This is a genomic window from Paenibacillus pini JCM 16418 (assembly GCF_000576305.1).
Taxonomy (GTDB): Bacteria; Bacillota; Bacilli; order Paenibacillales; family Paenibacillaceae; genus Paenibacillus_AQ; species Paenibacillus_AQ pini.
Genome location: NZ_BAVZ01000067.1, coordinates 1 through 592, shown reverse-complemented (window position 1 = coordinate 592; position 592 = coordinate 1). Strand labels below are relative to the sequence as shown.

At 51.5% G+C, this 592-nt stretch carries 1 rRNA gene; it reads right to left on the bottom strand.

The window, feature by feature from the left end:
* A 23S ribosomal RNA gene (locus tag JCM16418_RS23420) occupies positions 1-592 on the bottom strand; the annotation flags it as partial.

Here is a 592-nt window from a genome sequence, read left to right as displayed (position 1 = left end):
CATAGGCTCTGACTTTTTGTAAGCACACGGTTTCAGGTTCTATTTCACTCCCCTTCCGGGGTGCTTTTCACCTTTCCCTCACGGTACTGTTTCACTATCGGTCACTAGGGAGTATTTAGCCTTAGCAGATGGTCCTGCTGGATTCATACGGGGTTTCACGTGCCCCGCACTACTCGGGATCCGTCTCGGAGGGAATACACTTTCAGCTACAGGGCTTTTACCTTCTATGCCGGGCCTTTCCAGACCTCTTCACCTAATGTATTCCTTTGTAACTCCATGTGAGACGTCCCACAACCCCAAGGAGCAAGCTCCTTGGTTTGGGCTAATCCGCGTTCGCTCGCCGCTACTGACGGAATCACTATTGTTTTCTCTTCCTCAGGGTACTTAGATGTTTCAGTTCCCCTGGTCTGTCTCTACACACCCTATGTATTCAGATGTGAGTGACTGCGAATTACCACAGCCGGGTTTCCCCATTCGGACACCCCCGGATCAAAGCTTGCTTACAGCTCCCCGAGGCAGTTTCGTTGTTCGCCACGTCCTTCATCGACTCCTAGTGCCTAGGCATCCTCCGTGTGCTCTTAGTAGCTTAACC